This window comes from Streptomyces sp. CB02058 (assembly GCF_001905505.1).
Lineage (GTDB): Bacteria > Actinomycetota > Actinomycetes > Streptomycetales > Streptomycetaceae > Streptomyces.
In genome coordinates, this window is the sequence record NZ_LIPG01000002.1 from 1,134,155 (window position 1) to 1,161,072 (window position 26,918).

The following is a 26,918-nucleotide window of genomic DNA, read 5'->3' on the forward strand; positions in this document are numbered from 1 at the left end:
CTCTCGGCCTGTCGGCCCCGCGGGCCGTCAGTTGTGGCCGAAGCGCTTCTGGTGCTTGCGGGCGACATCGGACGGGCTGCCCTGCGCCTGGGACTGTGCCTGGGTCTGCGACTCGTAGGCCGTGGACTTGGCCTCCTCGGCGCCTCGCTCCGCGGCGGACGCGCGGTCGTGCTGACTGCCCTGCTTGCGATTCTTGTTCTTCGCCATGGTGCTACCTCCTGTGGGAGATCCGGGGGGTCCAGAACCGCTGTCAGACTCACATAACACCACAAAGGCCGCATGTTGGATCATTACCCAGTGTAGTAGGGGAGGTATGATGCGCCGTTTTCCGGATCCGCCACGCCGATGATCGAGTTCCGGACCTTAACGACCCTGCCGTCGGGCAGACTCGAAGGAAACCCTGAGTGAGCGAACCCCGGGCACCCCGGGTGAGCGTGCCCACCCCCCATGTCCGGGCCCGCTGACTCCGCTCCCGATTTCCTGGAAGAGGGTGGAACGCGTGGACCGTTGCGTCGTCCTGGTGGACGCCGGCTACCTGCTGGGCGCAGCCGCGAGTCTGCTGGCCGGAGAGCCCGCCCGTTCCCGCATCACCGTCGACCACGCGGCCCTGATCCAGGGCCTGCGCGAGCGCGCCGAGGCCGATACGGAACAGCCCCTGCTGCGCATCTACTGGTTCGACGGCGCCCCCGACCGCGTGCCGCAGCCCGAGCACCGCAGGCTTCGGGTCATGCCGCGGGTCACGGTTCGCCTGGGCGCGCTCACCCGCAGTGACGGACGGTGGGCGCAGAAGGGCGTCGACGCGGCCATGCACGCGGAGCTGACCGAGCTGGCCAGGAACCGCGCCTGCTCCGACGTGGTGCTCGTGACCGGTGACGGCGATCTGCTCCCCGGCCTCATGTCCGCCAAGGAACACGGAGTCGCCGTCCACCTCTGGGCGGTCCAGGCCGCCGACGGGGACTACAACCAGTCCGAGGACCTGGTCGCCGAGGCCGACGAGCGGCGGGTGCTCGACCGGGCCTGGATCACCAAGGCCGTACGCGCCAAGGAGACCGGGGGCGTGTGCGCGCCGGCGCCCGCCCCGCGCCCCGAGATCGCCGCGATCCTCTCCGCGCCCCTGCCGGAGGCGGCCCTCGCCGCCTCCGCCGAGCGGGCATCGGAGGCCCAGGCCGCCGCGGCCCGCAACGGCACCGCGGCACCGGCCGGCGACACCGTGCCGCACCCCCAGCCCGCGCCGGGACACAAGGGCGTCCCCACGCCCAAGGACCTGGCGAGCCTGCGCGCGCCCGGGGACCGGGCTGCTCAGCCCCCCGCCCAGCAGCCCGCCCCCAACGCCACCCTGCGCTGGTCGTCCGACAAGGGCTGGGTGGAGCGCGGCGGACCGCTCGGCGAACCCGCCGAGACCGCGTCCCTGCCGACCCTGGCCCAGCTCACCAGCGCCGAGCAGCGCTGGGCGGACCGGGAGGAGGACATCACCACCGTCGGCGGTGACCCCTTCGAGGTCGGCCAGGTCTTCGCCCGGCGCTGGATGGAACGGCTCCCGGAGACCGTCCACCTGCAGAAACTGTCCACGATGTACCCCCGCATCCCGCACCGCATCGACGGAGAACTGCTGAGGTACGCGGCGCGCTTCGGGCTGCTCGCACACAAGGACGACCAGATCGACGAGCACGACCGCTATGCCATCCGGGCGGGCTTCTGGCGCGAGATCGACGTACGGGCCGCCGCCGAGCACGCCCCCGTGGGGGAGTGAGCCGGGCGCCACTGCCCGGCCCCGGACGCAATACGGGGCATCCGACCCCGTACCCTCATACCTCGTGAGTACGGGCACAGCACAGGCACAGACCGGGACCGGGACCGTGTGCGCGGTGCGTGATCTGGTCAAGACCTACCCCGCCGTCCGCGGCCGACGCGGCCGGGCCGCCACCCCCGAGGTGCGCGCCACCGACGGGGTCGGCCTCGACGTCCGGCGCGGCGAGATCTTCGGGCTGCTCGGGCCCAACGGCGCGGGCAAGTCCACCCTCGTGCGCCAGCTCACCGGACTCATGCGCCCCGACTCCGGAAGCGTCGAGGTGCTGGGGCACGATCTCGTGCGCCACCCCGAGCGGGCGTCGCGGCTCATCGGCTACCTCGGCCAGGAGTCCACAGCCCTCGACGAACTGACCGTGTCGCTCGCCGCCGAGACCACCGGGCGGCTCAGGGGCCTGCCGGTACGGGAGGCGCGGGCCGCGCGCGACGAGGTTCTGGAGGAGCTGGGGCTCACCGAGCTCGCGGGACGCCCGCTGAAGAAGCTCTCCGGCGGGCAGCGGCGGCTCGCCTGCTTCGCCGCCGCACTGGTCGGCGAGCGCCCCCTGCTGGTGCTGGACGAGCCGACGACCGGGATGGACCCCGTCGCCCGTCGCTCCGTCTGGTCCGCCGTCGACCGGCGGCGCGCCGAGCACGGGGCGACGGTGCTGCTGGTGACCCACAACGTCATCGAGGCGGAGACCGTCCTGGACCGGGTCGCCGTGATGGAACGCGGCAAGGTCATCGCCTGCGACACCCCCTCCGGCCTCAAGGAGCGCGTCGCCGGAGAGGTCCGGGTCGAGCTGGTGTGGCGCGAGCGCGCTCCGCTGGACGTCCCCGAGGTCGCCGCGCTGCGCGCCTCCGCACAGGAGTCGGGGCGCCGGTGGGTGCTGCGGCTCTGCCCGGACGAGGCGCGGGCCGCGGTCGCGGCGGTGACCGGCGGGGCGGCGTTCTCCTCGCTGGACGACTTCACGCTGGCGACGCCCAGCCTGGAGGACGTCTATCTGGCGCTCGGCGGGGACGCGGCCAGGGCCACCGAGGGACTGGTGAAGGCGTGATCATGACGGTGGACGTGAACATGTACGTGTCGGACGGGAGCTGTGCCAGGTGACGAGCGTCGTTCCCACGGAGTCCGCGAAGGTGACCGGGGCGAAGCCGCGGACCCCCGCGGTGCGCACCGGCCGTCCCGACCGCACCGCCCCCGCCCCCCTCGCGCCCCGGGCCAGGCTGCTGCCGTCGCTCGCCGCCGTGTACCGGGCGCAGTTGTCGCGGGCGCGGGTCGCGCGGATTCCGCTGCTGTTCGTCGCGACCTTCCAGTCCGTCGGGATCATGGTCCTGATGCGCGGGGTCGTCGACGGAGGTGAGGAGGCGCGGGCCGTCGTCGCCGGGTCCAGCGTGCTGGTCGTGGCATTCGTCGCGCTCAACCTGCTCGCCCAGTACTTCGGCCAGCTCAGGGCGGGCGGCGGGCTCGACCACTACGCCACGCTTCCGGTGCCGCCGGCCGCCGTGGTGCTGGGGGCGGCGGGGGCGTACGCCTCCTTCACCGTGCCCGGCACCATCGTCACCGCGGTGGCGGGCAGCGCGCTCTTCGGCCTGCCGATGACGCATCTCTGGGTGCTCGTCGCGGTCATCCCGCTCTCCGGGGCCGCGCTCTCCGGGCTGGGCGCCGCGCTCGGTCTGCTGGCGCCGCGTCAGGAGCTGGCGACGCTCCTCGGGCAGCTGGGCATGTCGGCCGCTCTGCTGCTGGGCGTGCTCCCGGCCGAGCGACTGCCCGGCCCCGTCGGCTGGGCGCGCGATCTGCTCCCCTCGACGTACGGCGTCGAGGCGCTGTCCCGGTCCTTCGACGCCCACCCCGACTGGGCGGTCGTCGCCCTCGACCTCGCGGTGTGCGCGGCGGTCGGTGTGCTCTCGCTGGCCGTCGCCACCTGGGCGTACCGCCGTGCGGCGGTCCGGTGAGGCGGTACGAGGGCACGCCTGGCACGATGGCACCGTGACCGCACCGTTGACGCCGCCGCACCAGCCCCAGCCGAACGATCCGTGGCAGGTTCCGCCCTCCGGGTCGCATGCTCTGCCCGGCGAACAGCCGGGCCGGGCCGAGCGGCGCGCGGAGATCCGTCAGGCCGCTGTGATCACCGGGCTGCTGACGGTGGCGGGGGTCGGCCTCGGGCTTCTCTGGCTGCTGCTCGCGCCGAGGGTGCCGCTCGTCTCCGACGACACCGCGGTCTTCCTCAAGAACAGTGAGGGCGAGGAGGTGATCGGGGCGGACGGCACGTTCGTGCTGCTCGCGCTGGCCTTCGGCCTGGTCTCGGCGGTCGCCGTCTTCCTCTTCCGCCGCCGCGGGGGCATCCCCCTGGTGGTGGCGCTCGCCGTGGGCGGGCTGCTGGGCTCCCTGCTGGCGTGGGGGATCGGCACCTGGTTCGGGCCCACGTCCGATGTGGTGGCCCATGCCAAGGAGGTCGGCAAGGGGGTCACGTTCGACGCGCCGCTGGAACTGCACGCGGTGGGCGCGGGGATGCTCTCCTGGCCGGTCGCGGCGATGATCGTGCACCTGGGGCTGACGGCGTTGTTCGGGCCGCGGGATCCCGAGCCGGAGTGGGCGGCGTACGGGGAGCCGTACGGCGCGTCCCACGGCTCTGGAGCGTCCCACGGGGCCGGGTCGTCCGCGGCCGGGTCCTCCGCTTCTGCCGGGGCGGAGCCGGAGTCGGCGTTCGGGCCGGGGCCGGTGGGCGAGGACGGCAAGCGTGCGGGGGAGTGGCCGGAGCGGTCGTAGGGCGGGACGCCTGCGGCGGGCCTGTTCCCCTGCCCGCCCCTTCCCGTGACCGGGGCTCCGCCCCGGACCCGGTCCTCAAGCGCCGGACGGGCTGGATCGGTGCGCCCGGTCAGGTGTGGTCGTCAGGTACGCCCGGTCCGGTGCGGTCGGGGTCAGGTCCGGCCGATCGGGGCCACCGTCGCCGTCGTCAGGGCCGTCAGGTCCTCGGGGGACAGTTCGACCTCCAGGCCCCGGCGGCCCGCCGATACGCAGATGGTGGCGTGCGCGCCGGCCGACGCGTCCAGGACCGTACGCAGCCGCTTGCGCTGGCCCAGCGGGGAGATTCCGCCCCGCACATAGCCCGTGGTGCGTTCCGCCGCTGCCGGGTCCGCCATCGTGGCGCGCTTGCCGCCCACCGCCGATGCCAGCGCCTTCAGGTCGAGTGATCCCGCCACCGGGACCACGGCGACGACCAGTTCGCCGTCGACCTCGGCCACCAGGGTCTTGAAGACCCGGTCGGGGGAGACGCCCAGGGCCTGGGCGGCCTCCTCGCCGTAGGACGCCGAGGCCGGGTCGTGGTCGTAGGAGTGGACCGTGAACGCGGTGCCGGCCGTGGTCAGGGCGACCGTGGCCGGGGTGCCGCCGGGCTGCTGCTTCCTGGACTTCTTCGCCACCTGGCAGGTCCTCGGGTCAGTTGGGGTGCGTGGGGGCGCGGGTCAGGTCGGTCGCGGGCAGCGACGGCAGGTGCCGGATCACCGCGGTCTCCTTGCGCAGGAGCGCGAGCTCCTCGCGCAGCCGGGTCGCGGTGTCGGGGGCCTGGAGCAGCCGCTGCTTCGACGGGACGTCGAGGACAGCGGCGGCGGCCACGAGGTACGAGACGACGGAGGGGTCGTCCGGCAGGTCCGAACCCGTCGTCAGGGAACGCTCGCTCGCTCCGGCCAGCCGCTTCTGGTAGCTGCGGAAGGCACGCAGCACGCCCTCGGCGAGGGCTCCCGCCTCGTCCGGGGGCGCGGCCTCGCCCTCGCCCTCGGCACCGCCCGGGTCCTCGGAGAGTTCCTCGACCTCGGCCGTCAGGAACGGGCCGCTCGCGTCGACCGAGAGCAGCCGGACGCGCGTGGTGCCCGTCGCCAGGACCTCGTAACTGCCGTCGGCGCGCTCACGGATCTTCGCCGCGTCCGCGACGCAGCCGACCCGGTGGAAGGTCTGGATCGGATCCGGCCCGAAGCCGTCGGCCGGGGCACGCTCGGCGGGGGGTGCCGCGGTGACCGTGTCCGGCATTCCGGTGGCCGTCGGAGCGGTCTCGCGGCCGTCGCGGATCGCGACCACCACGAAGCGGCGCGGTTCGTCCTCGTCGATCTCGAGCAGCTCGCGCATCATGGCGCGATAGCGCTCCTCGTAGACGTTGAGCGGCAGTACGAGGCCGGGGAACAGCACCGCGTTCAGCGGGAAGAGGGGCAGGCGAGCGGTGGTCACAACGGCCAAGCCTAATGGCCCCGGCGCCCGCTGTGTTCCGGCCTGCCGCGCAACGGCGTGGAAGAGGCCACCCGGAGCCTGGCCACCGCCCGCGCTTCGAGGAATCCGCCGAGCGGCTCCCCGGTCACGTACGCCCACGGGAACGAGGTGGCGTACGGCCCGATCAGCCGGAACTGCTCCAGGGCATCGGCCGAACGGCCCCGTGCGACCAGGACGTAGGCGAGCAGATTGCGGACCTCCGCCGGCCAGGGATCGCCGGCCGGGAAGCCGGCCGAGAGCCTGATCGCGAGATCGGCCGCGCCGTCGATCCGGTCCGCCTGCACGGAGGTCATCCGCGCGGCGGCCTTCTCGTCCCGCAGCAGGGCGAAGGCCGCCCGCACCGGCAGGGCCTGCACCAGGGAGTCCCTCGCCGCGTCCTCGGCCGCCCGCTCGGCGAAGTCGAAGCACTCGCGGTGGGAGCCGTACCACTGCGCCGAGAGATAGCGGAGCGCGGCGACATGGCTGCCGTAGTGGTGGGCCGAGCGGCGCACGGCCTGCTCCCACAGCGACTCGAACAGCGTGTGCGAGGCGTGGGTGCCGCGGGCGTGTTCGAGTGCGAGCCGCCAGGGCACCGGGTCGCGGGGATCGGCGTCGGCAGCCGCCGAGATCAGCGGGCCGACCTCGCGCAGCAGCTCGGCGTGGGCCGGTGACTCCCACGCCCGGCGCACCGCGAGTCCCGCCTTGACGAGCAGGGCGTCGGGATCGCGCGGTGAGGCGGCCAGCCAGCCGGAGAGCCAGCCGTCCCTGCTGCGGGCGAAGGCGACCAGCCGGGCCAGGCTGCGGTCGCGGGTCTCCCAGTCGGCGGCGTCCCGGGTGGTGGCCAGGAGCTTGGCGGCGGGCTCGAACTCTCCGAGGGCCGCCGCGACCAGCGCCGGGGCGAGCCGTTCGTCCGGGGCGTCGAGCAGCACCGCGTCGTCCGCCGGCAGCCCGGAGGACAGCCCGGGGCCGTACCGGAACGTGCGCGCGGACGTCAGCAGAGCGCGGAGGAAAGCCATGGTGCAGACCATTGAAAAGCCCTGGTGGGGGCTGCGCCAGAGGAGCACTGTGAAGCTTCTGTAGCGAGTGGAAGGGTTGCCCGGAACACGGTCAAGAAAGAGCAAAGGAAGCGCTTGTGACCGGCTGGAATCCGACCTTCGCGTCACCGCCGACCGGCCGTGCTGCCGGGCCTCGACCGGCCTTTCGAGCCCTGGGGCGTCAGGCGTCCGCCCCGATGGGCGTCCGCCCTCCGCTCAGCCCCGCCGCAGCAGCCGCGAAGCGCCCGCCGCCACCGTCGTGGCCAATATCCACCCCAGGAGCACGAGCGCGGCGGCCGCCCACTGCCAGCCGCCCTTCAGCAGCCAGTAGCCGTCCTGCCCGAGATTGATCACGGGGACCAGCAGATCCAGCGCGTACAGCGCGGGATTCCACTGCGGATGCTCACTCCCCTTGATCGACTCGGGGCGGTACTGCGAGAAGGCCACCGCCCCCGCCGCCCACAGCACGGCCATCCACACCAGGGCGCGCCCCGGCCGGTAGCCGTACGCCACCGTCCAGTCCTGGAGGTAGCCCCAGATCCTGCCCGCCGGCGGCAGCGTCTCCCGCCGGCGCCGCTGCTTGGCCAGCAGCACCTCGCGGGCGTCCGCGTCCTCCCCGCAGCTGCGGAGCACCGTCGCGAGGCGCTCGTACGGCTCCGGGACGTACTCCGGGGTCGCGGCCAGCACCCACTCCAGGCGCCGGGAGAGCGGGAAGTGCCCGTACGGGACGAGGTTCTCGTACACGAAGCCGCCCATCGCCAGGCCGCCGGGGCCGGGCCAGCTGGTCGACACGTCGATCAGCGTGACGACCCTCGCGCCGTTCAGCACGACCCGGCCCTCCTGGGGGCGCTCCGCGTTGAAGCGCAGCTCGGGGGTGACGATCCGGCGCAGCGACAGCTCCTCGCGCCCGACGAGGAGGAATCTGGCCTTGTGCAGGTCCACCGCGTCCCCGAACCGGCCGTCGTCGAGGCGCACCGCGCCCCGGCACTCGAAGACCTGCGCACGCGTCCCGCGCGCGGGGCCGCCGCCGCGTGCGATACCGAACGGGGGAGTGGTGCCCTGGTTCCCCGTGTCGACGCTGACCCAGGCCTCCGTCATGTACAGCGTGCGCTCCACACTGAGCTGCGGGGCGTTCAGCGCGCGCCGCCCGTCCGTGGCGCGCAGCCGGCTGCCCCGCAGGCTCAGCGAACCGCCGACCTTCGCCCCGCGCAGGCTCAGCTCGCCGCGCGTCTCGATCATCTCCGCCTGGAGATCCTGCGCCACCGCCATCCCGTCGCCCACGAAGGAGCGGCCCCGCCGGTCGGGCCCGATGCGGATCTGGTTGATCAGCAGGTCCGTGCCGATCTGGGCGTCGGTCAGCCGGATGCCGCGCTCGATCCGGCAGCGCGGCAGATGCAGATCGCCCTCGGTGTGCAGCCGGGCGGCGTCCAGGCGGGGCACCGCGCAGCCCACCATCCGGAGCGTCGTGAAATGACACTCGGGCAGCACCACCTCCTGCTCGAAGCGGCAGCCCGTCAGCTCCACGTACGGCGAGACGCGGCCGCCCGCCAGATCCAGCTTGCCCGTGATGCGCACGCCCCGGAGCTTCAGCGCCGCCACCCGCCCCGGCCTGGCGGGCGGCCCGCTCAGCAGCAGCCGCGCCACCGTCCGGGCCCCGACGCTGCGCTCGGGCCCCCAGACGAGCGGTGCGAAGGGATCGTCGCGCACCGGGTCGTGGGAGCGCAGATCGTAGGTCGTGCCGTTCCGGAAGGACTGCCACATGCCCAGCTCCGCCGCGCTGAGCCCGTCGGGGATCTCTCCGTCGTGCGGTTCGGTCACTGCCTCACCTCCGCCTGCGCGGTCCGTCCCGCGCTTCGTACAACCGTTCTTCCCGCTCTGTGACCAGGTGAACGCTAACGGTCAGCAGTGACAGCCGGGACATGTATCAGCCAGTGATACGGGCGACCGGACGCCTGAACCGGTCTGAGAGAATTGCGGTGTGATCTCTCGAATCGATCTGCGCGGCACCGCCCTCCCCGAGGGCGGCGACCTGCGCGACCTGCTGCCCCGTGCCGAGTTCGACGTGGAAGCCGCCCTGGAGACGGTGCGGCCCATCTGCGAGGACGTACGCCATCGTGGCTCGGCGGCAGTGATCGAGTGGGGGGAGAAACTCGACGGCGTACGGATCGACTCGATCCGGGTGCCGGCCGACGCGATCACCGGCGCGCTCGAAGCCCTCGACCCCGCCGTGCGAGCCGCTCTGGAGGAGTCGATCCGCCGCGCCCGCCTCGTCCACCGCGAGCAGCGCCGCACCACCCACACCACCCAGGTCGTCCCCGGCGGCACGGTCACCGAGAAGTGGGTCCCCGTCGAGCGCGTGGGGCTCTACGTCCCGGGCGGACGCTCGGTCTACCCGTCCTCCGTCGTGATGAACGTGGTCCCGGCCCAGGAGGCGGGCGTCGAGGGCGTCGCCGTCGCCTCCCCGCCGCAGAAGGAGTTCGGCGGCCTGCCGCACCCCACGATCCTCGCCGCCTGCGCCCTCCTCGGCGTCGACGAGGTGTACGCCGCCGGCGGCTCCCAGGCCATCGCGATGTTCGCGTACGGCACCGAGGACTGCCTGCCCGTGAACCTCGTCACCGGCCCCGGCAACATCTACGTCGCCGCCGCCAAGCGCCTCCTCAAGGGCCGTATCGGCATCGACGCCGAGGCCGGCCCCACCGAGATCGCGATCCTCGCCGACGCGAGCGCCGACCCCGTGCACGTCGCCGCCGACCTGATCAGCCAGGCCGAGCACGACCCCATGGCCGCCGCCGTCCTCGTCACCGACTCCGAGGAGCTCGCCGCCGCCACCGAGGCCGAGCTGAAGCCCCAGGTCGCCGCGACCCGGCACGTCACCGACCGGATCGAACCCGCGCTGGCCGGCCGCCAGTCCGCGATCGTCCTCGTCAACGACATCGAGGACGGCCTCAAGGTCGTCGACGCGTACGCCGCCGAGCACCTGGAGATCCAGACCGAGAACGCCGCCGCCGTCGCCGACCGGGTCCGCAACGCGGGAGCGGTCTTCGTCGGCCCCTGGTCGCCCGTCTCGCTCGGCGACTACTGCGCCGGCTCCAACCACGTGCTGCCCACCGGCGGTTGTGCCTGCCACTCCTCGGGTCTCTCCGTGCAGTCCTTCCTGCGCGGCATCCACATCGTCGACTACACCCGCGACGCGCTGGCCGAGGTCACCCACCACGTGGTCACCCTCGCCGAGGCGGAGGACCTCCCCGCCCACGGCGCCGCACTCAAGGCCAGGTTCGGCTGGAAGGTTCCGCAAGCGTGACGAACAGCAGCACCCCCCCGAACGCGTGGGACGCGCTCCCGATCCGCGACGAGCTCCGCGGCCAGTCCCCGTACGGGGCGCCCCAGCTCGACGTACCGGTCCGGCTGAACACCAACGAGAACCCGTACCCGCTGCCCGACGCGCTCGTCGACCGCATCGCCGAGCGGGTCCGCGAGGCCGCCCGCGACCTCAACCGCTACCCCGACCGCGACGCCGTGGAGCTCCGCACCGAGCTCGCCCGCTACCTCACCCGCACCGCCGGGCACGAGGTCACCGCGGCCAACGTCTGGGCGGCCAACGGCTCCAACGAGGTGCTCCAGCAGCTGCTGCAGACCTTCGGCGGCCCAGGGCGCACCGCGATCGGCTTCGAGCCCTCGTACTCGATGCACGCCCTCATCGCGCGGGGCACCGGGACCGGCTGGGTCTCCGGGCCGCGCCACGAGGACTTCACCATCGACGTGGAGGCCGCGAAGAAGGCCATCGCCGAGCACCGCCCCGAGGTCGTCTTCATCACCTCGCCCAACAACCCCACCGGCACCGCGGTGGACGCCGAGACCGTCCTCGCGCTGTACGACGCCGCCCAGGCCGCCCGGCCCTCGATGGTCGTCGTCGACGAGGCCTACGGCGAGTTCAGCCACCACGCCTCGCTGCTCCCGCTGATCGAGGGCCGCCCCCACCTGGTGCTGTCACGCACGATGTCCAAGGCATTCGGCGCCGCGGGCCTGCGCCTGGGCTACCTCGCCGCCGCCCCGGCCGTCGTCGACGCCGTCCAGCTGGTGCGGCTGCCGTACCACCTGTCCTCCGTCACGCAGGCCACCGCGCTCGCCGCCCTGGAGCACACCGATACCCTGCTCGGGTACGTCGCCCAGCTCAAGAGCGAGCGCGACAGGCTGGTCGACGGGCTGCGGGAGCTCGGATTCGCCGTGACCGACTCGGACGCCAACTTCGTCCAGTTCGGCCGCTTCGCCGACAGCCACGAGGCATGGCGGCAGATCCTCGACCGGGGCGTCCTGGTCCGGGACAACGGCGTACCGGGATGGCTGCGGGTCTCCGCGGGAACCCCGGCAGAGAACGACGCGTTCCTCGATGCGGTGCGCGAACTGAAGAAGGAGCACGACGCATGAGCCGCGTAGGCAGGGTGGAGCGGACCACCAAGGAGACCTCCGTGCTCGTCGAGATCGACCTCGACGGCACCGGCAAGGTCGATGTCGCGACCGGGGTCGGTTTCTACGACCACATGCTCGACCAGCTCGGCCGCCACGGACTCTTCGACCTCACGGTCAAGACCGAGGGCGACCTGCACATCGACTCGCACCACACCATCGAGGACACCGCCCTCGCGCTCGGCGCCGCCTTCAAGCAGGCGCTCGGCGACAAGGTCGGCATCTACCGCTTCGGCAACTGCACCGTCCCGCTGGACGAGTCGCTCGCCCAGGTCACCGTCGACCTCTCCGGCCGCCCCTACCTCGTGCACACCGAGCCCGAGAAGATGGCGCCGATGATCGGCGAGTACGACACGACGATGACCCGGCACATCCTGGAGTCCTTCGTCGCGCAGGCGCAGATCGCCCTGCACGTCCACGTCCCGTACGGCCGCAACGCCCACCACATCGTCGAGTGCCAGTTCAAGGCGCTGGCCCGCGCCCTGCGGTACGCCAGCGAGCACGACCCGCGCGCGGCCGGCATCCTGCCCTCCACGAAGGGCGCCCTGTGACCGGCCTCAACACCGTTCTGATCGTCGTCGGCCTCTTCCTGGCCGGCGGCGTCTACTCCTTCTGGAAGCAGGGCATGCCCAAGGGCGTCGTCGTGCTCCTCGGGATCGGCTCCGTGATGTGCCTGGTGGCGGGCGTCATGCGGATCCAGGGACTCTGGGACTGAGGTGGCACTGTGAGCGACAAGAAGAAGATCGTCGTCTTCGACTACGGCTTCGGCAACGTCCGTTCGGCCGAGCGGGCACTGGCCCACGTCGGCGGGGACGTGGAGATCACCCGCGACTTCGACACCGCGATGAACGCCGACGGACTGCTCGTCCCCGGCGTCGGTGCCTTCTCCGCCTGCATGAACGGCCTCAAGCAGGCCCGCGGCGACTGGATCATCGGCCGCAGGCTCTCCGGCGGCCGTCCCGTCATGGGCATCTGCGTGGGCATGCAGATCCTGTTCGAGCGCGGCATCGAGCACGGCGTCGAGACGGAAGGGCTGGACGAGTGGCCCGGCACCGTCGGGCCGCTGAAGGCGGACATCGTCCCGCACATGGGCTGGAACACCGTCGAGGCGCCGGAGGGCTCCCAGCTCTTCGCGGGCCTGGACCCGGAGTCCCGCTACTACTTCGTGCACTCCTACGCGGCGCACGACTGGTCCCTCGAAGTGACCAACGACAAGATCCGTGCCCCCAGGGTCACCTGGGCGACGCACGGAGAGCGGTTCGTGGCCGCCGTGGAGAACGGCGCGCTGTGGGCCACCCAGTTCCACCCCGAGAAGTCCGGCGATGCCGGCGCCCAGCTGCTGACCAACTGGATCGAGACGCTGTAATGCCGAAGCTTGAACTGCTCCCCGCCGTCGACGTCCGCGACGGCCAGGCCGTCCGCCTCGTCCACGGCGAATCCGGCTCCGAGACCTCCTACGGCTCCCCGCTGGAGGCGGCCCTCGCCTGGCAGAAGTCCGGCGCCGAGTGGCTGCACCTCGTGGACCTGGACGCCGCCTTCGGCACCGGCGACAACCGCGCGCTGATCGCCGAGGTCGCCGGCGCCATGGACATCAAGGTCGAGCTCTCCGGCGGCATTCGCGACGACGCCTCGCTCGCCGCCGCCCTCGCCACCGGCTGCCGTCGGGTCAACCTCGGCACCGCCGCCCTGGAGACCCCGGAGTGGGTCGCCAAGGTCATCGCCGAGCACGGCGACAAGATCGCCGTCGGCCTCGACGTCCGGGGCACGACCCTGCGCGGCCGTGGCTGGACGCGCGACGGCGGCGACCTCTACGAGACGCTCGCCCGCCTCGACTCCGAGGGCTGCGCCCGCTACGTCGTCACCGACATCGCCAAGGACGGCACGCTGGAGGGCCCCAACCTGGCGCTCCTGCGCGACGTCTGCGCCGCCACCGACAGGCCCGTCGTCGCCTCCGGCGGCGTCTCCTCGCTCGCCGACCTCCGCGCGATCTCCCTGCTCGTCCCCGAAGGCGTCGAGGGAGCCATCGTCGGAAAGGCGCTGTACGCCAAGGCGTTCACCCTGGAAGAGGCCCTCAAGGCGGTGGCCGCGTGACGGACTCCGTACGCCGGGTCTCCTCGGGCGGCCCCTGGGAGGACAAGTTCGGTTACTCCCGCGCGGTGCAGCTGCCGAACGGACTCGTCCTGGTCTCCGGCTGCACCTCCGTGGTCAACGGCCAGATCTCCGCGGGCGGTCCGTACGAGCAGGCCCTCGCCTCCTTCCAGCTCGCCTTCGACGCCCTGAAGCAGGTCGGTCTCGGCCGTGAGCACGTCGTCCGCACCCGGATGTACATCACCCACGCCCGGGACGTCGACGAGGTGGGCCGTGCCCACAAGGAGCTCTTCGACGACGTGCGCCCCGCCGCCTCGATGATCATCGTGTCCGGTTTCGTCGACCCCTCGCTGGTCGTCGAGGTCGAGATCGAGGCCTACGGGGCAGGTGCGCGATGACCCTCGCCGTACGGGTCATCCCCTGCCTGGACGTCGACAAGGGACGCGTCGTCAAGGGCGTCAACTTCCAGAATCTGCGGGACGCGGGCGATCCCGTCGAGATGGCGAAGCTGTACGACGCCGAGGGCGCCGACGAGCTGACCTTCCTCGACATCACCGCCTCCAGCGGTGACCGCGAGACGACCTACGACGTGGTGCGCCGCACCGCCGAGCAGGTCTTCATCCCGCTCACGGTCGGCGGCGGGGTCCGCACCCCCGACGACGTCGACAAGCTCCTGCGCGCCGGGGCCGACAAGGTCGGCGTCAACACCGCGGCCATCGCACGCCCGGAGCTCATCCGGGAGATCGCCGAACGCTTCGGGCGCCAGGTGCTCGTGCTCTCCGTCGACGCCAGGCGCACCCCCGAGGGCACCTTCGAGGTGACCACGCACGGGGGCCGCAAGGGCACCGGCATCGACGCCGTCGAGTGGGCGCACCGGGCGGCCGAGCTCGGCGCCGGCGAGATCCTGCTCAACTCGATGGACGCCGACGGCACGAAGGACGGCTACGACACCGAGATGATCAAGGCGGTACGGGCGCACGTCACCGTTCCCGTCATCGCCTCGGGCGGCGCGGGCCGGCTCGCCGACTTCCCGCCGGCCATCGAGGCGGGCGCCGACGCGGTCCTCGCCGCGTCCGTCTTCCACTTCGGTGACCTGCGGATCTCCGAGGTCAAGGGCGCTCTGAGCGAGGCCGGGCACCCGGTCCGCTGAGTCCGGCCGGGGAGTGGTCCGGCGGCGGAGACCGGCGATCTCGCCGATGTCCGTGCCCGGGGAGCGCCGCCAGAGTGGCGCCGTCAACGAATGACGGTGCCACTCACGCGGCGCGTCCCCGAAGGCCCCCGGACGACGGGGTCGCCGGCTGCCGCGGTGTGGTCCGCCTCAACCGAGAGGATCCCCCCTCGTGCAGCAGCACCTCCCCTCAGGCGACAACTCCCCGCGCCGCCACCGGATGTCCAGGAGCCGCTCCCGTTCCCTCACGTTCGCCGTCGCCGCGGCGGCCGCGACCGCCGGTCTGGTCACCGCGCTGATGCCGGGCGCCCAGGCCGCCGAGAACCCGTACGAGCGAGGCCCGGCCCCGAGCAACTCCAGTATCGAGGCGAGCCGCGGCTCGTACGCCACGTCCCAGACGTCGGTGTCCTCGCTGAGCGTCAGCGGCTTCGGCGGCGGGACGATCTACTACCCGACGTCGACGGCGGACGGCACCTTCGGTGCGGTCGTCATCTCGCCCGGCTTCACCGCCTACCAGTCCAGCATCGCCTGGCTCGGACCGCGGCTCGCCTCCCAGGGCTTCGTCGTGTTCACCATCGACACCAACACGACGGCGGACCAGCCGGCCAGCCGCGGTGACCAGTTGCTCGCGGCGCTGGACTACCTCACCGAGGACAGCTCCGTCCGCAGCCGCATCGACGCGTCCCGGCTCGGTGTGATGGGCCATTCCATGGGCGGCGGCGGCACGCTGGAGGCCGCGAAGGACCGTCCTTCGCTCCAGGCGGCGATCCCGCTGACCGGCTGGAACACCGACAAGACGTGGCCCGAGGTCAAGACCCCCACGCTGGTGATCGGCGCGGACGGTGACACGGTCGCTCCGGTCGCCTCGCACTCGGAGCCGTTCTACGACTCGCTGCCGAGCTCGCTGGACAAGGCGTATCTGGAGCTGCGGGGTGCCACGCATTTCACCCCGAACAGCTCGAACACCACGATCGCGAAGTACAGCATCTCGTGGCTGAAGCGCTTCATCGACAACGACACCCGCTACGAGCAGTTCCTCTGCCCGCTGCCCTCGACGAGCCTGACGATCGCCGAGTACAGGGGCAACTGCCCGCACACCTCCTGACCGGCAGGCACCGGGGCCGGACCGCGTCACGCGGTCCGGCCCTTCCTGCTGCCCCGGCCCCTCCCGCGGTCCGGCCCCTCCCGCGGTCCGGCCCTTCCCGCTGTCCGGACCGTGCCGTTCACCGGTTCCGGAGCGGAGACCGGCGATCTCGCCGATGCCCGCCCGGGGGCGGCACCCCGACAGTGACATCAGTGAACACGGCGCCACCCACGCGGTCGACCCCGAAGGCCCCCGGACGACGGGGCCGCCGGCTGTCGCGGTGAGGTTCCGCGCCCGACCGAGAGGAATCCCCGTGCAGCAGCACCTTCCCTCAGGCGACAACTCCCCGCGCCGCCACCGGATGTCCACGAGCCGCTCCCGCGCCGTCAAGGGCGCCCTCGCAGCCGCGGCGGCGACCGCGGGCCTGCTCACCGCCCTGATCCCCGGCGGGGCGCAGGCCGCCGAGAACCCGTACGAGCGAGGCCCGGCCCCGAGCAACTCCAGTATCGAGGCGAGCCGCGGCTCGTACGCCACGTCCCAGACGTCGGTGTCCTCGCTGAGCGCCCGCGGCTTCGGCGGCGGGACGATCTACTACCCGACGTCGACGGCGGACGGCACCTTCGGTGCGGTCGTCATCTCGCCCGGCTTCACCGCCTACGAGTCCAGCATCGCCTGGCTGGGGCCGCGCCTCGCCTCGCAGGGTTTCGTGGTGTTCACCATCGACACCCTCACCACGCTGGACCAGCCGGCCAGCCGCGGTGACCAGTTGCTCGCGGCGCTGGACTACCTCACCGAGGACAGCTCGGTCCGCAGCCGGGTCGACGCGTCGAGGCTCGGTGTGATGGGCCACTCGATGGGCGGCGGCGGCACGCTCGAAGCGGCGAAGGACCGTCCTTCGCTCCAGGCGGCGATCCCGCTGACCGGCTGGAACACCGACAAGACGTGGCCCGAGGTCAAGACCCCGACCCTCGTGATCGGTGCGGACGGCGACACGATCGCCCCCGTGGCCACGCACTCCAGCCCGTTCTACAACTCGCTGCCAAGCTCGCTGGACAAGGCGTATCTGGAGCTGCGGGGTGCCACGCATTTCACCCCGAACAGCTCGAACACCACGATCGCGAAGTACAGCATCTCGTGGCTGAAGCGCTTCATCGACAACGACACCCGCTACGAGCAGTTCCTCTGCCCGCTGCCGTCGACGAGCCTGACGATCGCCGAGTACAGGGGCAACTGCCCGCACACCTCCTGACCACGGGGGTCGGGGGCCGGGCCGCGCGTACCGCGGTCCGGCCCTTCGCGTGGCCGTTGCGGCCGCCGGTGGGCGCTCCGGGCGGCAGCACGGCCCGCCAGCCCCGGTCAGTCCCGCGCGAGGAACTCCGCGACGGACTCGGCGAATCCAGGATCGCGCACGGCCGTCAGATGGTCTCCCGGCAGCACCGTCAGCTCCGCCCCCGCTATCGCCGAGGCCAGCACCTCGGGCCGGGTCGCGAGCGGGTCGCTCCCGCCGGTGAGGACCAGCGTCGGGATCACGATCCGGTCCAGCGGCAGCGCGTCCCGGTGCACCGAGCGGATCTGCGCGGCCAGCGCCAGCCGGTCGCAGCCCGCCGTGTCGGCCAGCACGCGGAAGGCCCGGGTCCGCTCGGGAGCGTCCGCCGCGTCCTCGGCCGTCAGCGCCGCCGACACCAGCTCCGGAGGCATCACCCGGGTGTCCAGGCCGCCCACCTCCACCGCGCCCGCGCCGATCCCGCCGGCCACCAGACGGCTGATCCGCTTGTCCTCGGCCGCCGCCAGGACCGCCACCACGGCGCCCATGGAGTAGCCCGCGACATGCACCCGCTCCTCGCCGATGCGGTCGATGAGCAGCCGGACGTCACGGGCCATCAGCGCCTCGCCGTAGTACGTCTCGTCGTGCGGCCGGTCCGAGTCGCCGTGGCCCCGCGCGTCCAGGGCGTACACCCGCCGCCCGCGCGTCACCAGCGCCTCGACGACGCCGGGGCCCTCCCAGTTCAGCCGGGCGTGCGCGGCGAAACCGTGCAGCAGCACCACCGGGGGAAGGGCCGGGTCCGGATCCCGCGACCAGGACCAGTAACGCAGGGTCAAACCGTCGTGTGTACGCAATTCAGCAGTCATGCACCGACGTTACGGGTGACCGCTGCCGAACGCGCCGCAGCTGTGCCCCGGCACAGCTCCCGCGCCGTTCCGTTGGGAGCCCGCACCGCTCCTGGCCGCCCGGGAACAGGGAGCGGACGCGAGCCTTCCGACGCTGTTTACGCGGAAGTAACGTGAAAGCGTGACCCCATCGACGACCGTGCACAGTCCGCTCCGGCTGTACGGCCGCAGCGGTGAACTCGCCATCCTGGAAACCCTGTTGGGACGGCTGAGAGCAGGGGACGGCGGAGCGCTCGTGCTCACCTCGCCGCCCGGCCTCGGCCGCACCGCCCTGCTGCGGCAGACCGCTGCCGACTACCGCGTCAGACACGGCGGCCCCGTCGTGTACGCTGCCGCCGCCCCCACCGAACAGCGCCTGCCCTACAGCGGGCTGCACGCCCTGCTCTGCTCGGCACCCGGCCCGCTGCCCCTCGCGCCCGACAGCGTCCTGCGCTCCGGGATCACCCCCGGAGGGCTGCTCGGACTGCTGCGGGGCCTGGGCGCCGAACAGCCGCTGCTGGTCTGCGTGGACGACGCGCACGCCTGGGACCCCGACTCCCGGGCCGCACTGGGCTTCGCCGCCCGCAGGCTCGGCGAGGGCAGCCGGGTCGCGGTGGTGATCGGCGCCGCCGACGAGACCGCCTTCACCGGACTCCCCGCCCTCCGCCTCGGCCCGCTCGACGAGGACGCGGGCACCGCGCTGCTGGATCGGCTCACCGACGGAACGGCCGATGTCGACCCCGTCGTACGCAGCGAACTCCTGCGTGAGGCGGCCGGCAACCCGCGGCTGCTGGCCGGGCTCGTGGGCCGTCTCACCCCGGGCCAGCTGGCCGGGCGCACCGCGCTGCCCTATCCGCTGCCCGGCGCGGAGAGCGTCCTCGACGCCCACGCCGAGCACCTGGACGGGCTCTCGCCCGACACCCACACCCTGCTCCTGCTGGCCGCCGCCGCGGAGGAGCACGAGCCGGACGGGGCGGGCGCGGACGCGGCCCTGCTGCTGCGGGCCGGCGCCCGCGCCGGACTCGCCCCCGCGCACCTCGACCGGGTGCTCTTCGCCCCCGCCGGAACCGCCGGAGCCCTCCAGCGCGCGGGCAGCCGGGTCCACTTCAGCCACCCGCTGCTGCGCCGCGCGGTCCTGCACCGGGCGCCGCCCGGCCGCCGCCGTGCCGTCCACGAACTGCTCGCCGGCCTGCTCACGGGCCCCGGCGCGCCCCCGCTCCCCGCACTCGTCCAGCGGGCCTGCGCCGCGACCGGCCCGGACGCCGCCCTCGCCGGGCAGCTGGAGGCCGCGGCCACCGCCCCCCGCCCGCACGGCGAACGGTCGGCCGCGCTGGCCCGTGCCGCCGCGCTCTCCACCGACGACACCGTGCGTGCCGCACGGTTCACCGCCGCGGCCGAGCAGGCGAGGCTCGCGGGGGACACCGGCCGGGCCCGCGCCATGCTGGCCCGCGTCGGCCCCCACCTCGCCGGGGGCGCCGCACCCTATGTACGGGGCATGCTCGCCCTGCGCGACGGACCGGCGGCCGACGCCCGCGAGGCACTGCTCTCCGCGGCCGAGCTGCTCGCCCCGCACGACCCGCGCCGCACCCTGGACGCCCTGTTCGGCGCGGCCGAGGCGGCGTGGGACATGGGCGACGCCATCGCGTACCTCGACGCCATGAACCGCATCCCCGTCGCCGCGGCCGACCGGTCCATGGCCCAGTACCGTGCCGGGATGTGCGCCGTGCTCGCGGGCCATCCCGACCGGGGCCACGCCCTGCTGCGCTGCTGCCTGGACTCCGCCGACCGCGCGGAGGACGCGGGCGAGCTCCTGCGGGCCGGCGCCTCGGCGCTGGTGCTCGGCGAGGTCGACGCGGCCTGCCGGGCAGGCGCCAGGGCGCTCGCCGTCGTACGGACCCGGGGGCCCGAGGCGCTGCTGCCGCACACCCTGGAACAGCTCGCCTACGCCGAACTGCGCTCGGGGCAGCACGCCAGGGCCCGCGCCCACGCGCTGGAGGGGCTGCACGCCGCCCGGCGTACGGGGCAGCAGAACTCCGCCACCCATCTGCACGCCGTGCTCGCGCTCGCCGCCTCCGTGGAGGGCCCCGCCGAGGCGTGCGCCGCCCATGCCGACGCGGCCCTGGCGGGCGCGGGACCGCACGGCCTCGCCCAGGCCGCCATGCTCGCCACCTGGGCGGTCGCCCGCGCGGACCTCGCGGCGGGGCGGCCCGGCGAGGCGGCGGCCCGGCTCGGGCCCCTGGTCAGACCCGGACCGGGGACCGGCCACTTCGCCACCCGGATGCTCGCCGTGCCCTGCTACGTCGAGGCGATGGTCCTCTCCGGCCGCGCGGACGAGGGGGCCGGTGAACTCGCGGTTGCCGTGGAGGAGTTCGCCCTGTGGACCGCCCGGACGACCGACCCCCAGGTGCCCGCCCAGCTGGCCCGCTGCCGCGCGCTGCTCGCACCCCCCGAGGAGGCGGCCGCGCGCTACGAGGAGGCGCTCGCCCACCACGACCGCGCGGGCGGCGACTTCGAACGGGCCCGCACCCAGCTCCTCCACGGCCAGCTCCTGCGCCGGCTGCGCCGCACCCGCGAGGCCCGGGGCCCGCTGCGCGACGCGCTGGTCGCCTTCGAGCGCTGCTCCGCCCGCGTCTGGGCCGACAGGGCGGGCGGGGAGTTGAGGGCGGCCGGGGAGGCGGTGGACGTGCCCGACCAGAGCGGCCCGGGACCGCTCGCCGGACTCACCCCGCAGCAGCAGCGGATCGCCCGCTGCGTCGCGGAGGGAGCCACCAACCGTGAGGTCGCGGTGCGGCTCTCGGTGAGCCCGCGGACGGTCGACCACCACCTGCGCAACGTCTTCGCCGCGCTCGGCGTGCGGTCCAGGACCGAACTCGCGCGGCTGCTGGAGCGCGGGGCCGGGGCGAGGTTGCAGGACCGTGATGAGAAGAACCGCGCAGACCTCTAGGTACCGACCGGGCGGTATGCCATTCTGCGGTCGTCAGGATCAATCGGTGTGCGCCCGCCCAATTCCGGGCCGGACGCACACCGGGGCCGGCCCACCGCAGCCGGCCGATTCCCGGTGGAGGCCGCCATGCCACAGGTCGTACGTTCACGGATCAGGGCGCTGCACGGACCGCCCCCCGTAACCCCCTTGCCGCACCGCGCACGCTCCCTGGCCGACCGCGAGGCCGTGGCCGTGCTCCACCGGGCCGCCGGGGTGCTGCTGGAGGCGCTCCCGGAGCTCACCGACCGGCTGGTCGAGGCGCTGCGGGAGCAGGAGCCCGCCTACCGCGCGGCGATGGAGACCGAGGCGGCGGAGATCTGGCAGGAGGTCCACCACTCGCTGCGGCACAACGTCGCCTCACTCATCCAGCCCCGAGAGTTCCGGGAGGCGGCCCACCGCACCTCCCGGTGGATCGGGGAGACCAGGGCCGAGCAGGGCGTACCGCTCGACGCGGTGATGCACGCCTTCCGCATGGGCGGCGCGATGGTCTGGCAGGACCTGGTCGACGACACGGCCCGTCGCTCACCCGAGGACACCCGGCTGCTCGTCCATGTCGCCGCGGACGTCTGGAACTTCGTCGACGAGCACTGCGGCGTGGTGGCCGAGGCCTACCGCCAGGCCGAGCGGCGGCTCTCCTGGCGCCGCGAGAACCGCCAGCGGCTGATGACCGCGGCCCTGCTGGACGGCACCGCCCGGATCGCGGACCTGCCGGACGCCGCCCTGATGCTGGGACTCCCGGTGCACGGGCGGTACGCCGTACTCGCGGTCGCCGCCGCGCGCCGCGCCCCGCACGACACCGGGAAGCCGCCGGTGGCCCTGGCCGAGGACACGCCGGTGCTCTGGCACTCGGCCGGCGAGGTGGAGCTGGCGATCCTGCCGCTGGGCGCGGGACCGCTGGCTGCCGACGCCGAGCCGTCCGCGGAGGGGGAGGCGGAGTCCGAGCGGAACGTCGGCCCGGGCTCGGCCCCCGGCGCCGAACTCGCCTCTGTGACACAGGATCTGACGGTCCCTCCGGGCACACGGGTCGGGATCAGCTCCGTCGTCGACGGGCTGGCCTCCGTCGGTGACGCGCGGCGCCTCGCCGAGACGGCTCTGCGCGCCTGCCCCGCGTCCGGGGGCACCGTCCTGCTCGACGAACACCTGCCCGCCGCGCTCGTCGTGTCCTCGCCTGGACTCGGCACCGCGCTCGCCGACCGCGTCCTCGGGCCGCTGGACCGGATCGACCCGGCCGACCGGGACGTACTCATCGAGACGCTGACCGCGTGGCTCGACTCGGACGGCTCGGCACAGCGGGCCGGGGCGAAGCTCTACTGCCACCGCAACACCGTGCTGAACAGGCTGCGGAGGTTCGAACAGCTGACGGGGCGGTGCCTGACACGGCCGTCGGACGCGGTCGAGGTGTCCCTGGCGCTGGCGGCGCGCCGGCTGCTGACGGGCTGACCGGGCCCCGGCGGGGCGCGGAGGGCTCGTACACCTCCGCGCCCGGACCGCACGAGGGAGGCCCGCAGGTCCGCCCGCGCCCGCCGAACGCGCTTGTGCCCGGGCACAGTTCGGGGCGCGGCGGGCTGTACGGGCGCCGCGCCCCGCGTCCGCCCCCTGTGCCCCGCACGCCTCAGCTGGTGCCATGGCGCGCATGTCATCAGCTGCCCCTTGTTGCGGTGCCGCACCGGTGGAGCCATCCCGGTGAGCGGCGCGATCGACGCCCGGTCCCTGGCCGTCGTCATCTTCCTCGGCTTCGTCGCCGTGTCCCTGCTGCTGTGCGGACTGGCCGCGGCGGACCAGGACGACCCGGAGCACTTCTACGCGGGCGGTGCCACCCTCGGTCCCGTCGGCGCGGGACTGGCCATCGCCGGGGACTACGTCTCCGCCGCCACGCTGCTCTCCACCACCGGATCGGTCGCGCTCGCCGGGTTCGACGGCCTGCTGTTCGCGCTGGCCACCGTCGCCTCGCTCGTCCTCGTCATGCGTCTCTTCGCCGAACGCCTGCGCCGCAGAGGCGTGTTCACCATGGGCGACTTCCTCGCCGACCGGCTCGGCGACGGCTCCGTACGCCGGGCGCTCGGGGTGGCCACCCTCGTCGTGCTCGCCCCGCTGCTCCTCGTGCAGCTCACCACGGCCGGGCGCGTCATGACCTCCATGTTCGGGCTCCCCGACGGCGCCCTCACCGGCTGCACGGTCGCCAGCGGGGCCCTGATGGTCTGCTACTCCGCCTTCGGCGGCATGCGCGGCACCGGCTACATCCAGATCCTCAAGATCGCCGTGGTCCTGGGCGCGGTGACCCTCCTCGCGGGACTCGTCCTCGCCCGCTTCGACTGGTCCCCCTTCGCCCTCTTCGACGCCGCCCGGGCGGGCAGCGGGGCGGGTGGCGACTACGCGCGCCCCGGGCTCCAGTTCGGCCACGGGTTCGCCGGCGCGCTCGACCTGATCGGCTTCCAGCTCACCCTGGTGCTCGGCGCCGCCTGCATGCCGCACATCATGATGCGGCTCCACCCCATCCGCGACGCCTGGACCGCGCGCCGGGCCGGGATCTGGGCCGTGGCCCCCGTCGCCCTGCTCTGCACGGGCATCGTCGTCGTCGGACTCGGGGCGTCCGCGCTCATCGGCAGGGAACTCCTGCACGCCGCCGACCCGGCCGGCGGCACCGCGCTGCTCATGGTGACCAGCGCCCTGGACCCCGCTGCGGCGGGACCGCGCGACAGCCCGCTGTTCGCCCTGGTCGCCTGCGCCGCCTTCGCCACCACCCTCGCCGCGGTCGCCGGCATCACGCTGGCCGCGGCCTCCTCCCTGGCCCGCGACTTCACCCGGAAGTCGGGCGCCCAGGGCGAGGGCAAGGCCTCCAGCAGGGAGATCCGGCGCGCCCGCTGGACCGTCGTCGCGATCGGGGCGTTCGCCGTGTTCCTCTCGGCGTACACCCACGACCGCAACCCCCAGGTGCTGCTCTCCCTGTCGTTCGCCGCCGCGGCCTCCATCCTGCCGCCCGTGCTGCTGTACGCCCTGTTCCGGCCCGGCTTCAACGCCCGGGGGGTGCGGTGGACGGTGTACGGGACGCTGCCGCTGATCCTCGTCCTGATGGTCATGTCGCCGGCCTTCTCCGGGACCCCGATCGCGCTGTTCCCGGAGTGGGACTTCGACGTGTTCCCGCTCCAGACACCCGGCCTCGTCACCATCCCCGCGGGCTTCCTCCTGGGACTCCTGGGATCGGCCCGGGACCGGACGCACGCCGGAGCGGGCGCGGGCCACCGCCACCGGGCCGGCTGGACGCCCCAGAGGGCGCGCGAGGGGGCCTGACGGCGGGGCCGGGGCGCTCGCGCGTACGCCTTACAGGCCGAGCTCGGCGGTGTGCAGCCTGGCCAGCGCGTCCTTGTCGCCGTCCAGCTCCACCCGCGCCGCGTCCTGGCGTCCTGCGGCGAACAGCAGCAGCTCGCCGGGCTCCCCGGTGACCGTCACCACCGGGGTGCCCTTGTGGGCCACCGCCGTCTGGCCGTCCGGCCGCCGCAGCACCAGACCCACCGGCGCCCGGCGGCCCAGCATCCGGGCCGTTTTCTCCGTACGGGACCAGAGCACATCGGCGAAGACGGGATCGAGCTCACGCTGCGACCAGTCGGGCTGCGCGCGGCGTACGTCCTCCGCGTGGATGTAGAACTCGACCGTGTTGGCCGCCTCGTCCAGCTGTTTCAGCCCGAAGGGCGACATGCGGGGCGGACCCGTACGGATGAGCTGGATCAGTTCCTCGTACGGCTTGGCGGCGAACTCGGCCTGGACCCGCTCCATCCGGTTCTTGAGCGCGCCCAGCACGATTCCGCCCGCGGCGTCCGCACGGCGCTCACGCACCACGACATGGGCGGCCAGGTCACGGGTCTTCCACCCGTCGCACAGAGTCAGGGCCTCGGGACCCGCCGCTTCCAACAGGTCGGCGAGCAGAAGACGTTCACGCTTCGCATGGGTCGACATGCCCGCCAGCGTACGACCGCCGCCACCGGTCCGCCCAGTGGACGCACGGCCTGAGGGGCCCGCCCGGCGCGGCACAATGGGGCGCATGACCAGCACGCCCGGCTCCACGCCCGCCAGCAATCTCGACCCGGCCGTCGCCGCCCGCCTCAAGCGCGGCCCCGACGGACTGGTCCCGGCCATCGCCCAGCAGTACGACACGGGCGAGGTGCTCATGCTCGGCTGGATGGACGACGAGGCACTGCACCGCACCCTCACCACCGGCCGCTGCACCTACTGGTCCCGCAGCCGCCAGGAGTACTGGGTCAAGGGCGACACCTCCGGCCACATCCAGCGGGTGAAGTCCGTCGCCCTCGACTGCGACGCCGACACCGTCCTGGTCAAGGTCGACCAGACGGGTGCCGCCTGCCACACGGGCGCCCGCACCTGCTTCGACAAGGACGTCCTTCCGCTCACCGCGCCCCAGTAAGGTCAGCCGCCATGGATCTCGAGACCTTCCGCAAGCTCGCCGTCGACCGGCGCGTCATCCCCGTCAGCCGCCGGCTCCTCGCCGACGGTGACACCCCGGTCGGGCTCTACCGCAAGCTCGCGGCCGAGCGCACCGGCACGTTCCTCCTCGAATCCGCGGAGAACGGCCGCACCTGGTCCCGCTACTCCTTCATCGGGGTACGCAGCGCCGCCACCCTCACCGCCGTCGACGGACAGGCCCACTGGCTCGGCACCCCGCCCGTCGGCGTCCCCGTCGAGGGGGACCCGCTGGAGGCGCTGCGGGCCACGGTCGAGACCCTGCACACCCCGCGCGACCTGGTCGGCGACGACGGCCTGCCGCCCTTCACCGGCGGCATGGTCGGCTATCTCGGCTACGACGTCGTGCGCCGGCTGGAGCGCATCACCGAGCACGGCGGCGACGACCTGAAGCTCCCCGAGCTCACGATGCTGCTCACCTCGGACCTCGCCGTCCTCGACCACGGGAACGGCACCGTGCTGCTGATCGCCAACGCGATCAACCACAACGACCTGGACACCGGCGTCGACGAGGCGTACTCCGACGCGGTCGCCCGGCTCGACGCCATGGAGCGCGACCTCTCCCGGCCGGTGGAGAACGCACCCGCCGCCCTGCCGCCCTCCGAGCTCCCGCCCTACACCGCGCTCTGGGGCGGCCAGGCCTTCCGGGACGCCGTCGACGACGTCAAGGAGCGGATCAGGGCGGGCGAGGCCTTCCAGGTCGTGCCCTCCCAGCGCTTCGAGACCCCCTGCACGGCGAGCGCGCTGGACGTCTACCGGGTGCTGCGCGCCACCAACCCGTCGCCGTACATGTACCTCCTGCGCTTCGACGGGTTCGACGTCGTCGGCTCCAGCCCCGAGGCCCTCGTCAAGGTCGAGGACGGCCGGGCGATGGTCCACCCCATCGCGGGCACCAGGCACCGCGGCGCCACCCCGCAGGAGGACCAGGCGCTCGCCGAGGAGCTCCTCGCCGACCCCAAGGAACGCGCCGAGCACCTGATGCTCGTCGACCTCGGCCGCAACGACCTGGGACGGGTCTGCGCGCCCGGCAGCGTCGAGGTCGTCGACTTCATGTCGGTCGAGCGGTACTCCCATGTGATGCACATCGTCTCCACCGTCACCGGACAGGTCGCCGAGGGCCGCAGCGCCTTCGACGTCCTCACCGCCTGCTTCCCCGCGGGAACCCTCTCCGGCGCTCCCAAGCCCCGGGCCCTGCAGATCATCGAGGACCTCGAACCCACCCGCCGCGGCCTGTACGGCGGCTGCGTCGGCTACCTCGACTTCGCCGGGGACTCCGACACCGCCATCGCCATCCGCACCGCACTGCTCCGCGACGGCACCGCGTACGTCCAGGCGGGAGCCGGGATCGTCGCCGACTCCGACCCGGAGGCCGAGGACCACGAGTGCCGGAACAAGGCCGCGGCGGTCCTGCGCGCGGTGCACACGGCGAACCGCCTCGGGGACCGGTGAGCCGG

Annotated in this window: 26 protein-coding genes; 19 read left to right on the forward strand and 7 right to left on the reverse strand. The window is 73.5% G+C overall.

Features of this window, described 5'->3' with window-relative positions:
• Positions 1-27 precede the first annotated feature (27 nt).
• Positions 28-207, reverse strand: coding sequence for a hypothetical protein (locus AMK10_RS12340; RefSeq protein ID WP_073747716.1), 180 nt, complete (start codon positions 205-207; stop codon positions 28-30).
• A gap of 283 nt (positions 208-490) precedes the next feature.
• On the opposite strand from AMK10_RS12340, the gene AMK10_RS12345 reads away from it, so the two are divergent.
• The 4 genes from AMK10_RS12345 to AMK10_RS12360 all read left to right on the forward strand — a co-directional run bounded on the left by AMK10_RS12345 (position 491) and on the right by AMK10_RS12360 (position 4,552).
• On the forward strand, positions 491-1,750 hold the full coding sequence (locus tag AMK10_RS12345; protein WP_073747717.1) for an NYN domain-containing protein: 1,260 nt from the start codon (positions 491-493) through the stop codon (positions 1,748-1,750).
• Between the two features lie 106 nt (positions 1,751-1,856).
• Complete coding sequence (locus AMK10_RS12350; RefSeq protein ID WP_073747718.1) at positions 1,857-2,840, forward strand: ABC transporter ATP-binding protein; 984 nt, start codon at positions 1,857-1,859, stop codon at positions 2,838-2,840.
• A gap of 82 nt (positions 2,841-2,922) precedes the next feature.
• Entirely contained in the window at positions 2,923-3,738 is an 816-nt protein-coding gene (locus AMK10_RS12355; RefSeq protein WP_382567642.1) for an ABC transporter permease, read from the forward strand.
• Between the two features lie 34 nt (positions 3,739-3,772).
• On the forward strand, positions 3,773-4,552 hold the full coding sequence (locus AMK10_RS12360) for an ABC transporter permease (protein ID WP_241839521.1): 780 nt from the start codon (positions 3,773-3,775) through the stop codon (positions 4,550-4,552).
• A gap of 152 nt (positions 4,553-4,704) precedes the next feature.
• Here AMK10_RS12360 and ybaK read toward each other — a convergent pair whose 3' ends face one another.
• The 4 genes from ybaK to AMK10_RS12380 form a co-directional block, all read right to left on the reverse strand.
• Positions 4,705-5,205, reverse strand: coding sequence for a Cys-tRNA(Pro) deacylase (gene ybaK, locus AMK10_RS12365; RefSeq protein ID WP_073747721.1), 501 nt, complete (start codon positions 5,203-5,205; stop codon positions 4,705-4,707).
• Between the two features lie 16 nt (positions 5,206-5,221).
• Entirely contained in the window at positions 5,222-6,004 is a 783-nt protein-coding gene (locus AMK10_RS12370; protein WP_073748046.1) for an LON peptidase substrate-binding domain-containing protein, read from the reverse strand.
• 11 nt (positions 6,005-6,015) lie between these two features.
• Positions 6,016-7,050: a hypothetical protein gene (locus AMK10_RS12375; protein WP_073747722.1), complete on the reverse strand. Its 1,035-nt coding sequence runs from the start codon at positions 7,048-7,050 to the stop codon at positions 6,016-6,018.
• Positions 7,051-7,272: 222 nt separating this feature from the next.
• On the reverse strand, positions 7,273-8,874 hold the full coding sequence (locus AMK10_RS12380) for an oxidoreductase (protein WP_073747723.1): 1,602 nt from the start codon (positions 8,872-8,874) through the stop codon (positions 7,273-7,275).
• A gap of 160 nt (positions 8,875-9,034) precedes the next feature.
• Here AMK10_RS12380 and hisD point away from each other — a divergent pair, with 160 nt between their 5' ends.
• The 10 genes from hisD (at position 9,035) to bdeA (AMK10_RS12425) (ending at position 17,109) form a co-directional block, all read left to right on the forward strand.
• Positions 9,035-10,357, forward strand: coding sequence for a histidinol dehydrogenase (gene hisD / locus AMK10_RS12385; protein ID WP_073747724.1), 1,323 nt, complete (start codon positions 9,035-9,037; stop codon positions 10,355-10,357).
• Positions 10,354-11,481: a histidinol-phosphate transaminase gene (locus AMK10_RS12390; protein WP_073747725.1), complete on the forward strand. Its 1,128-nt coding sequence runs from the start codon at positions 10,354-10,356 to the stop codon at positions 11,479-11,481. The genes hisD and AMK10_RS12390 overlap by 4 nt, the downstream gene beginning before the upstream one ends.
• Positions 11,478-12,071, forward strand: a complete 594-nt coding sequence (gene hisB, locus AMK10_RS12395) for an imidazoleglycerol-phosphate dehydratase HisB (RefSeq protein WP_073747726.1) — start codon at positions 11,478-11,480, stop codon at positions 12,069-12,071. The genes AMK10_RS12390 and hisB overlap by 4 nt, the downstream gene beginning before the upstream one ends.
• Positions 12,068-12,235 (forward strand): hypothetical protein, encoded by a 168-nt coding sequence (locus AMK10_RS37680; RefSeq protein ID WP_028440214.1) that lies wholly within the window; start codon positions 12,068-12,070, stop codon positions 12,233-12,235. Before hisB ends, AMK10_RS37680 begins: the two co-directional genes overlap by 4 nt.
• Positions 12,236-12,244: 9 nt before the next feature.
• Positions 12,245-12,886, forward strand: coding sequence for an imidazole glycerol phosphate synthase subunit HisH (hisH, locus tag AMK10_RS12400; protein ID WP_073747727.1), 642 nt, complete (start codon positions 12,245-12,247; stop codon positions 12,884-12,886).
• Positions 12,886-13,611, forward strand: coding sequence for a bifunctional 1-(5-phosphoribosyl)-5-((5-phosphoribosylamino)methylideneamino)imidazole-4-carboxamide isomerase/phosphoribosylanthranilate isomerase PriA (gene priA, locus AMK10_RS12405; RefSeq protein WP_073747728.1), 726 nt, complete (start codon positions 12,886-12,888; stop codon positions 13,609-13,611). The genes hisH and priA overlap by 1 nt, the downstream gene beginning before the upstream one ends.
• Positions 13,608-14,006 (forward strand): RidA family protein, encoded by a 399-nt coding sequence (locus AMK10_RS12410; RefSeq protein ID WP_073747729.1) that lies wholly within the window; start codon positions 13,608-13,610, stop codon positions 14,004-14,006. Before priA ends, AMK10_RS12410 begins: the two co-directional genes overlap by 4 nt.
• Complete coding sequence (gene hisF, locus AMK10_RS12415; protein WP_073747730.1) at positions 14,003-14,758, forward strand: imidazole glycerol phosphate synthase subunit HisF; 756 nt, start codon at positions 14,003-14,005, stop codon at positions 14,756-14,758. The genes AMK10_RS12410 and hisF overlap by 4 nt, the downstream gene beginning before the upstream one ends.
• 190 nt (positions 14,759-14,948) lie before the next feature.
• The gene (bdeA, locus tag AMK10_RS12420; RefSeq protein WP_073747731.1) at positions 14,949-15,881 is read left to right on the forward strand and encodes a bis(hydroxyethyl) terephthalate hydrolase; all 933 of its coding nucleotides are present in this window, start codon (positions 14,949-14,951) and stop codon (positions 15,879-15,881) included.
• A gap of 292 nt (positions 15,882-16,173) precedes the next feature.
• Positions 16,174-17,109 (forward strand): bis(hydroxyethyl) terephthalate hydrolase, encoded by a 936-nt coding sequence (gene bdeA / locus AMK10_RS12425; protein ID WP_073747732.1) that lies wholly within the window; start codon positions 16,174-16,176, stop codon positions 17,107-17,109.
• A gap of 107 nt (positions 17,110-17,216) precedes the next feature.
• Here the strand turns inward: bdeA (AMK10_RS12425) and AMK10_RS12430 are convergent, their stop codons facing one another.
• Positions 17,217-17,990 (reverse strand): alpha/beta fold hydrolase, encoded by a 774-nt coding sequence (locus tag AMK10_RS12430; protein ID WP_073747733.1) that lies wholly within the window; start codon positions 17,988-17,990, stop codon positions 17,217-17,219.
• 160 nt (positions 17,991-18,150) lie between these two features.
• Here AMK10_RS12430 and AMK10_RS12435 point away from each other — a divergent pair, with 160 nt between their 5' ends.
• The 3 genes from AMK10_RS12435 (at position 18,151) to AMK10_RS12445 (ending at position 24,279) form a co-directional block, all read left to right on the forward strand.
• The gene (locus AMK10_RS12435; protein WP_382567522.1) at positions 18,151-20,952 is read left to right on the forward strand and encodes a helix-turn-helix transcriptional regulator; all 2,802 of its coding nucleotides are present in this window, start codon (positions 18,151-18,153) and stop codon (positions 20,950-20,952) included.
• 126 nt (positions 20,953-21,078) lie between these two features.
• The gene (locus AMK10_RS12440; protein WP_073747735.1) at positions 21,079-22,431 is read left to right on the forward strand and encodes a PucR family transcriptional regulator; all 1,353 of its coding nucleotides are present in this window, start codon (positions 21,079-21,081) and stop codon (positions 22,429-22,431) included.
• A gap of 243 nt (positions 22,432-22,674) precedes the next feature.
• Entirely contained in the window at positions 22,675-24,279 is a 1,605-nt protein-coding gene (locus AMK10_RS12445) for a sodium/solute symporter (protein ID WP_073747736.1), read from the forward strand.
• Positions 24,280-24,309: 30 nt separating this feature from the next.
• Here the strand turns inward: AMK10_RS12445 and AMK10_RS12450 are convergent, their stop codons facing one another.
• Complete coding sequence (locus AMK10_RS12450; RefSeq protein ID WP_073747737.1) at positions 24,310-24,942, reverse strand: TIGR03085 family metal-binding protein; 633 nt, start codon at positions 24,940-24,942, stop codon at positions 24,310-24,312.
• Between the two features lie 85 nt (positions 24,943-25,027).
• Between AMK10_RS12450 and hisI the strand changes: the two genes are divergently transcribed.
• Both hisI and AMK10_RS12460 read left to right on the forward strand, forming a co-directional pair.
• Positions 25,028-25,408 carry a phosphoribosyl-AMP cyclohydrolase gene (gene hisI / locus AMK10_RS12455; RefSeq protein ID WP_073747738.1) on the forward strand — a complete coding sequence of 127 codons (381 nt, stop codon included), beginning with the start codon at positions 25,028-25,030 and terminating at the stop codon, positions 25,406-25,408.
• Positions 25,409-25,419: 11 nt separating this feature from the next.
• Entirely contained in the window at positions 25,420-26,913 is a 1,494-nt protein-coding gene (locus AMK10_RS12460) for an anthranilate synthase component I (protein ID WP_073747739.1), read from the forward strand.
• Positions 26,914-26,918 lie beyond the last annotated feature (5 nt).

Excerpts from the sequence above, each read along its gene's own strand:
- AMK10_RS12340 (WP_073747716.1), bottom strand. The coding sequence starts at position 207 with ATGGCGAAGAACAAGAATCGCAAGCAGGGCAGTCAGCACGACCGCGCG.
- AMK10_RS12375 (WP_073747722.1), bottom strand. The coding sequence starts at position 7,050 with ATGGTCTGCACCATGGCTTTCCTCCGCGCTCTGCTGACGTCCGCGCGC.
- hisB (WP_073747726.1), top strand. The coding sequence starts at position 11,478 with ATGAGCCGCGTAGGCAGGGTGGAGCGGACCACCAAGGAGACCTCCGTG.
- priA (WP_073747728.1), top strand. The coding sequence starts at position 12,886 with ATGCCGAAGCTTGAACTGCTCCCCGCCGTCGACGTCCGCGACGGCCAG.
- hisF (WP_073747730.1), top strand. The coding sequence starts at position 14,003 with ATGACCCTCGCCGTACGGGTCATCCCCTGCCTGGACGTCGACAAGGGA.
- AMK10_RS12430 (WP_073747733.1), bottom strand. The coding sequence starts at position 17,990 with ATGACTGCTGAATTGCGTACACACGACGGTTTGACCCTGCGTTACTGG.
- AMK10_RS12440 (WP_073747735.1), top strand. The coding sequence starts at position 21,079 with ATGCCACAGGTCGTACGTTCACGGATCAGGGCGCTGCACGGACCGCCC.
- AMK10_RS12450 (WP_073747737.1), bottom strand. The coding sequence starts at position 24,942 with ATGTCGACCCATGCGAAGCGTGAACGTCTTCTGCTCGCCGACCTGTTG.
- hisI (WP_073747738.1), top strand. The coding sequence starts at position 25,028 with ATGACCAGCACGCCCGGCTCCACGCCCGCCAGCAATCTCGACCCGGCC.
- AMK10_RS12460 (WP_073747739.1), top strand. The coding sequence starts at position 25,420 with ATGGATCTCGAGACCTTCCGCAAGCTCGCCGTCGACCGGCGCGTCATC.